Genomic DNA, 6352 nt, shown 5'->3' with positions numbered 1-6352 from the left:
GGGGACTGGCAGTGCGCTGCGAGCTCACTGAGATCCGCCAGGGATTGATGCAATGGCATGCGCCTTAAAAGCCCTTTCGAGGAGAGGGGAAGTGAATATCACTAATCTATCACCAGCTCGAATCCCGCATAGGGAAGTTGTGGGTTAAGTAGCAGATAGTTATCTCGTGGCCAAGAACAAAACGCACAAAAGCCGCTTTCCATCCAATCGAAGTGATTGAAAGAAAGCGGCTTTCGAAGGTTCTTTTACCGTGTCACACTTGCCAGCGGCAAAAGTGCGCTGTTGAGAAACCCAGCTACTGATTTAGCGGGCGGTGAACGGCAGGAGAGCCATTTCGCGTGCGTTCTTCACAGCGGTAGCGACCTGGCGCTGCTGCTGTGGGGTAAGACCGGTCACGCGACGGGAACGGATCTTGCCACGGTCGGAGATGAACAGACGCAGGGTCTTTACATCCTTGTAGTCAACCGTCTCGATACCCTCAGCCTTCAGCGGGTTCTTCTTCGGGCGACGGGTTTGTTCCATGCGGAACTTCTTTTGGTTATTGCGCTTGATAGCCATTGTGCAATTACCCCTTTACCAGCTGGACTTGCGAACGCCCGGCAGCTCACCACGGTGAGCCATGCCGCGCATACGGACACGGGACAGGCCGAACTTACGGAGGTAACCGCGCGGACGGCCGTCGGCTGCGTCGCGGTTACGGATGCGGGAACGGGATGCATCACGTGGCTGACGGTTCAGCTCGAACTGTGCGTCCAGACGATCCTCGTCCGAGGTGTTCGGGTTCTTGATGATGGCCTTGAGTTCAGCGCGACGCTCCGCGTAGCGGGCGACGATTTCCTTGCGCTGCTCGTTCTTGGCGATCTTGGACTTCTTAGCCATAGATTATCGCTCCTCGCGGAATTCGACGTGCTTGCGGACGATCGGATCGAACTTCTTCAGGGTGATGCGATCCGGGTTGTTGCGCTTGTTCTTACGGGTCACGTAGGTGTAACCGGTGCCCGCAGTGGACTTCAGCTTGATGATTGGACGGATGTCATTACGTGCCATCTTTAGATCTTCTCCCCACGTGCGCGAATCTTGGCGACGACGGACTCGATGCCGTCGCGGTCAATAATCTTCATGCCCTTGGTAGAGACATTCAGGGTGATGGTACGGCCCTCGGAGGGCAGGTAGTAGCGACGACGCTGCACGTTGGGGTTCCAACGGCGCGAAGTGCGGCGGTGCGAGTGCGAGACCTGCTTGCCGAATTCCGGCTTGCGGCCCGTTACCTGGCAAATAGCCGACATGGGTCTTCTTTCTCCTAGCCGCCCACATCATGGCTACTGACGGCTATGCCTTCTGCGGTGAGGCGCAGTGCTCGAAAAGTGAGGTTGAGCATGGGTGGCAAGACCGTCAAACACCAGTAGACGGGGCGTAAAACGTATACTTTGACAACAGCAAGGGGAAATCTTACAGCCCGTGGCCCAAATTACCTAATCGCCTTCCTTGTCCCAGTGCTGCAAGCTGATGCAGTGGGCTCGTGTGAACTACCTGCGCCATTTGGTCTTGTTAACGCCTGTGGCTGTTGTTAATTATGCGGGCCGATTCCTATATATACGGAGCGTAATAGCGTGTATGTGGGTTTGGGGAACTGATGGCAAAGGTGTAACATGCTTTAAGTTGTTGACATCTCCGCCCACGGGAAGCGCAAGCAATATCCCGGAGCGATGAGGTTAACGCCATTTTTAATCTGTACGTCCCAACTCGGGCACGATCTTCGACACCGATAGAAGGCTGCTTTGTAAAAAGTTCGCCCTTCTTTAAGGCTTAAGCCAGGTAGAAGAGTGAAGAACCGACCCGTAGTTTCAACCCTGAGGGAATAATTATGAAGAAGGATATCCACCCGGATTACCACCCGGTGGTCTTCAAGGACGCCGGCACTGGCCACTCGTTCTTGACCAAGTCCACTGCTACTTCCGATCGCACCGTTGAGTGGGAAGATGGCAACGAGTACCCACTGATCGTCGTTGACGTGACCGCTGAGTCCCACCCGTTCTGGACCGGTGCACAGCGCGTTATGGATACCGCAGGCCGTGTCGAGCGCTTCAACCAGCGCTTCGGTGCAATGGCTCGCCGCAAGAAGAAGAACGCGTAAGGAGGATAGAAGAAAATGGCAACTCCTAAGTTCAAGATGTCCCGCGCGAACACCCGCGCACGTCGCTCCCAGTGGAAGGCAGACAACGTCGCCCTTCAGGAAGTCACCATCGACGGTCAGACCGTGCGCATCCCGCGCCGTCTGGTCAAGGCTGCAAAGCTCGGCCTGGTAGACGTGGAGCAGTTCTAATCTAGAACGCACTACTTTTTAAAAAGCCTGCGAGAAGCGCCTAAAACAAGGCGTCTTCTTCGCAGGCTTTTTCTTTTGAACAGATTTTTTAAACAGATACATGGCCTAAAGGCGCCGCGAGAAACGTTAGCTTGTGGCTTTGGGGGGATGGAAAGGGGCTGGATTGCATGGTGGCTTCGAAAATCCACCGTGAATAGTTCATAATTATGTTTATGAAGATTCTTGTCGTCGACGACGAGCAAGCGGTACGCGAATCGCTGCGTCGCTCTCTCCGGTTCAATGGTTATGAAGTCATGATTGCCAGTGACGGCCTTGAGGCGGTGGAGGCTGTCCGCAATGAAAATCCGGAGCTGTTGATCCTCGACGTCATGATGCCCAACATGGACGGCCTTGAGGTCTGCCGTACTCTCCGCAGTGAGGGCTGGGAACACCCGATCCTGGTTCTAACTGCCCGCGATAGTGTCTCCGACCGCGTGGCTGGTCTCGATGCCGGAGCAGATGACTATCTACCGAAGCCATTTGCGCTGGAGGAGCTTTTGGCACGCGTGCGTTCTTTGCTGCGCCGCGCCGCTGCAGACTCCATTGGAGCACCGCACAGCGCGGAGACCGAGCTTTCCTTTGAGGATTTGCAGCTCAATGCGGAAACCCGTGAGGTAAAGCGCGGCGACCGGCAGATCTCTTTGACTCGTACTGAGTTTGCTTTGCTGCAGCTGCTGATGGAAAACCCGCTCAAGGTCATGCCGCGCAACGTGATTCTGGAAGAGGTATGGGGCTACGATTTCCCAACTTCCGGCAACGCACTAGAGGTCTACATCGGCTACCTGCGGAAGAAGACGGAAGGTGAGGGCGAATCGCGTCTCATCCACACCGTGCGCGGCGTCGGTTATGTTCTGCGGAAGTCGACACCGTGATTTTGAGGAAGCCAGCGCCCAACGCCGAGGCTTCCGAACAGGTACACCCCACCCCTGTTAACGAGATTGCCGGCGGAAGGGGGAGTTGGGCTTCTCGGGCGCCACTGCGGGGGCGTCTTTCGCTTGTTACGGGTCTGGTCGTGGCCATCGCCGTGGCGCTTATGACCCTGGCAACCTATTGGATCGTGTCTGAGTCTTTGACCGCGGCCGTCGACAAGCAGCTTGAGCAAAAAGCCGACGTGTTGATTCAGGAAAGCCTGGACCCGCGTTTTGTTGAATCTATCGATTCCGAAATCGCGAAGTTTAAGCTCTATAATCCATCGACTCGTATCGCGATTTCCCCGCCTTCCTGGAGCTTTACCTTTGGTGATGCCATCCCGGTGGGGGATAAGTTTCAGAAGGATGATGATTACACCGAGATCTCGGTGCGCACCGTCGGTGGCGAGCGCATCCTCGCAAAACGCCATGACTTAGGCACCACTGTGGTCTTGGCCCGGGACTTGAGCGAGACGAATGAGCTCATCGCGGCCATTGGTGCAATGCTGGTCGTTATCGTTGCGCTGGGCGTTCTGCTGGCGATCTTTGCCGGCATGCTCGTTTCCAAGACTGGTATGCAGCCGATTTCGCGCCTGAAGCGTGCGGCCGATTACGTCACGCAGACCAACGATCTGCGACCTATCGAGGTTGTCAACAATGACGAGATGGCGCAGCTTACGGTTTCCTTTAATCAGATGTTGGAAGCGCTGCAGCAATCGCGTGTGCAGCAGGCCCAGTTTGTGGCGGACGCGGGCCACGAGTTGAAGACTCCGTTGACCTCGATGCGTACCAACATTGAGTTGCTGATGATGATGAACAAGTCCGGCGGTGGGTTTGGTATCAGCGAAGAAGATCGCCGCGACTTGGAAGATGACGTCATGTCACAGATGACGGAGCTTTCTACGCTCATCGGTGACTTGGTCGACTTGGCTCGTGAGGACGCCACGGAGAAGGCTCCGGAGCCGGTTGACCTTATGGAGGTGCTCGAGTCTTCGCTAGCGCGCGCTAGGCGACGCCGCCCCGACGTCGAGTTCCGTGTGCGCTTTATTCCGTGGGTCCTAGAAGGCGATCCATTCGCCCTGGGCCGTGCAACGCTTAATCTGATGGACAATGCGGCGAAATGGTCGCCTGCGACCGGCACCGTGCGTGTGTTCATGCAGCAGATCAGCGAGCACGAGGTCCGTCTCCGGGTCGACGACTCTGGCCCGGGCATTCCGCCGGATGAGCGGGAGAAGGTATTCGAACGTTTCTATCGTTCCGCAGAAGCCCGCTCGATGCCGGGCTCTGGTTTGGGTCTGGCCATCGTCAAATCCGTGATTGAGCGCCACGAGGGCTCTATTGAAATTAAGGATTCGAACGACGGCGGCACGCGCATGGAGGCTATCTTGCCGGGGTACCGTGGGGAAGGCGAGACCTTCGTTGATGGCCTTTTCGATCCTTCCGCAAACGAAGAAGATGAGGCGGCAGTTGATCGCGGCACCATTTTCGCCGAGCGCTGGTTTAATCAGGGTTAATCTGCGCCGACCTTATTGCGGCATAAAAAGGAGTTGCGCTGCAGGTCAAGACATACAGAATTCTAACAGTTATTCTTATATGGCTAGCAGAATCGTTACAGATGCACCCCAGCCCACTGCGGCACAATTGCCTACATGAATACGAGGAACTCAAACATGAACGAGCCTGCGGATCCACGCGGCGAGAGGCCAGCGTCCGAGAATCAACCCAATCTTAGCAATTCTGCCGGTTGGAATGAACCGCGCCAGAACTCCGGGGCGCAGCCTAGCTCCAGTGGCCAGGCTGGTTCCTTTGGGATGCAGGGCGCAAATTTCAACCAAGGCGCGGGCAATCCCCAATTCGTCGGCGGCCAAGCAAATCCGCATACCCAAAGCTTCGGCGCGGGCCAGCCCGGCCAGGCAGGGCAGTTTGGCCAACCGGGCCAGCCTAATCAGGCCATAACTTACGTAGGGGCGCAACCGAACCCGCCAGAAAAGAAGAAGGTGGGCCTGGGCACGGCTTTGGCCATGATGCTCGCCGGCGCTGTCGCTGTGGGCAGCATTACTGGCCTAGCTCTAGGAGCGAAGGATAAGAACGATACGAGCACCGTAAACCAGGTTCTGCAGAATGAGCCGGTGGCTAATAGCACCGGTGAGGAACCAGCTGAGGGCTCGGTTGAGGCGACCGCGGCTAAGGTGCTGCCCGCTGTTGTTTCCATTGAGGCTTTGGGCCTTACCAGCGCTGCTGAGGGCTCTGGTTCCATCATCTCGCCGGATGGCTATGTGCTGACTAATCACCACGTGGTTGCCGGCGCTGAGCGTGGCGGCCAGTTGCGCGTCAGCATGAACGACGGCAGCAAGCACGAAGCTGAATTTATTTCTTCCGACGCAAACACCGACGTCGCGATCATCAAGATCAAGGACGTCAATGACCTGCCGTTCCTGCAATTCGGTGATTCTGACGCCGTGGCCGTTGGCCAAGAGGTCGTTGCTGTGGGCTCCCCGCTGGGGCTAAATGCCACGGTTACCTCGGGTATTGTCTCCGCGAAGAATCGCCCGGTTCGGGCTTCCCAGGAGGGCGGCGAGAGCTCGCTTATCGACGCCATCCAGACCGATGCCGCGGTCAACCCCGGCAACTCCGGTGGCCCATTGGTCGATATCAACGGCAACCTGATCGGTATGAACTCCATGATCGCTTCCTTGTCGAGCTCCGGCTCGAGCGAGGCAGGCTCCATCGGCTTGGGGTTTGCAATCCAGTCCAACTTTGCCAAGCGCATGGCTGACCAGCTCATCAACAAGGGCGAGGTTAAGCACCCAACCTTGGGCGTCAAGGTAGACGCGCGCGACAGTGGCGACGGCGCACGCATCGTCGAGGTTGAGCCAGGCAGCCCAGCAGAAGAAGCAGGGCTGAAGGCAGGCGACCTCGTCACCCGCGTCAATGACCGCCGCATCGAGAACTCCGATTCCTTGATTGCCGCAGCTCGCTCGCAAGACTTCGGAGCCAAGGTCACGCTCGAAGTCAGCAATGGGGAAGGAAAAGAACCTCGCCAGGTAGAGGTAACTCTTTCGGACGAGTAAATTATCCATTA

General features: G+C 56.8%; 9 protein-coding genes. 5 read left to right on the top strand and 4 right to left on the bottom strand.

The genetic code is table 11. The features are described from left to right. Positions 1-303: 303 nt before the first annotated feature. From rpsR to rpmB, 4 genes are read right to left on the bottom strand one after another with little or no spacing between them, the layout of a single operon-like run. Complete coding sequence (rpsR, locus tag HMPREF2724_RS01050; RefSeq protein WP_034657238.1) at positions 304-552, bottom strand: 30S ribosomal protein S18; 249 nt, start codon at positions 550-552, stop codon at positions 304-306. A 21-nt stretch (positions 553-573) separates the two neighbouring features. Beyond that, positions 574-879 carry a 30S ribosomal protein S14 gene (rpsN, locus tag HMPREF2724_RS01045; RefSeq protein ID WP_061921278.1) on the bottom strand — a complete coding sequence of 102 codons (306 nt, stop codon included), beginning with the start codon at positions 877-879 and terminating at the stop codon, positions 574-576. 3 nt (positions 880-882) lie between these two features. Then, on the bottom strand, positions 883-1047 hold the full coding sequence (gene rpmG / locus HMPREF2724_RS01040; protein WP_010187624.1) for a 50S ribosomal protein L33: 165 nt from the start codon (positions 1045-1047) through the stop codon (positions 883-885). 2 nt (positions 1048-1049) lie between these two features. Continuing rightward, positions 1050-1286, bottom strand: coding sequence for a 50S ribosomal protein L28 (gene rpmB / locus HMPREF2724_RS01035; RefSeq protein ID WP_005279911.1), 237 nt, complete (start codon positions 1284-1286; stop codon positions 1050-1052). A gap of 578 nt (positions 1287-1864) precedes the next feature. Here rpmB and HMPREF2724_RS01030 point away from each other — a divergent pair. From HMPREF2724_RS01030 to HMPREF2724_RS01010, 5 genes are all read left to right on the top strand, one after another. Further along, the gene (locus HMPREF2724_RS01030) at positions 1865-2134 is read left to right on the top strand and encodes a type B 50S ribosomal protein L31 (RefSeq protein WP_061921281.1); all 270 of its coding nucleotides are present in this window, start codon (positions 1865-1867) and stop codon (positions 2132-2134) included. A 15-nt stretch (positions 2135-2149) separates the two neighbouring features. Next, positions 2150-2323, top strand: coding sequence for a 50S ribosomal protein L32 (gene rpmF, locus HMPREF2724_RS01025; protein WP_005530148.1), 174 nt, complete (start codon positions 2150-2152; stop codon positions 2321-2323). 212 nt (positions 2324-2535) lie between these two features. Continuing rightward, a complete protein-coding gene (locus HMPREF2724_RS01020; protein WP_070432767.1) occupies positions 2536-3234 on the top strand; it encodes a response regulator transcription factor in 699 nt (232 codons plus the stop codon). Next, entirely contained in the window at positions 3231-4784 is a 1554-nt protein-coding gene (locus HMPREF2724_RS01015) for a HAMP domain-containing sensor histidine kinase (RefSeq protein ID WP_070586746.1), read from the top strand. Before HMPREF2724_RS01020 ends, HMPREF2724_RS01015 begins: the two co-directional genes overlap by 4 nt. 156 nt (positions 4785-4940) lie before the next feature. Continuing rightward, positions 4941-6341, top strand: coding sequence for a S1C family serine protease (locus HMPREF2724_RS01010; RefSeq protein WP_246818177.1), 1401 nt, complete (start codon positions 4941-4943; stop codon positions 6339-6341). The last annotated feature ends 11 nt before the right edge of the window (positions 6342-6352 follow it).

Origin of the sequence: Corynebacterium sp. HMSC071F07, from assembly GCF_001810285.1 — a bacterium.
Classification (GTDB): domain Bacteria; phylum Actinomycetota; class Actinomycetes; order Mycobacteriales; family Mycobacteriaceae; genus Corynebacterium; species Corynebacterium simulans.
The sequence above is the reverse complement of the archived record's forward strand: the minus strand, read 5'-3'. Positions and strand labels throughout refer to the sequence as shown.

Excerpts from the sequence above, each read along its gene's own strand:
- rpsN (WP_061921278.1), bottom strand. The coding sequence starts at position 879 with ATGGCTAAGAAGTCCAAGATCGCCAAGAACGAGCAGCGCAAGGAAATC.
- rpmG (WP_010187624.1), bottom strand. The coding sequence starts at position 1,047 with ATGGCACGTAATGACATCCGTCCAATCATCAAGCTGAAGTCCACTGCG.
- rpmB (WP_005279911.1), bottom strand. The coding sequence starts at position 1,286 with ATGTCGGCTATTTGCCAGGTAACGGGCCGCAAGCCGGAATTCGGCAAG.
- HMPREF2724_RS01030 (WP_061921281.1), top strand. The coding sequence starts at position 1,865 with ATGAAGAAGGATATCCACCCGGATTACCACCCGGTGGTCTTCAAGGAC.
- rpmF (WP_005530148.1), top strand. The coding sequence starts at position 2,150 with ATGGCAACTCCTAAGTTCAAGATGTCCCGCGCGAACACCCGCGCACGT.
- HMPREF2724_RS01020 (WP_070432767.1), top strand. The coding sequence starts at position 2,536 with ATGAAGATTCTTGTCGTCGACGACGAGCAAGCGGTACGCGAATCGCTG.
- HMPREF2724_RS01010 (WP_246818177.1), top strand. The coding sequence starts at position 4,941 with ATGAACGAGCCTGCGGATCCACGCGGCGAGAGGCCAGCGTCCGAGAAT.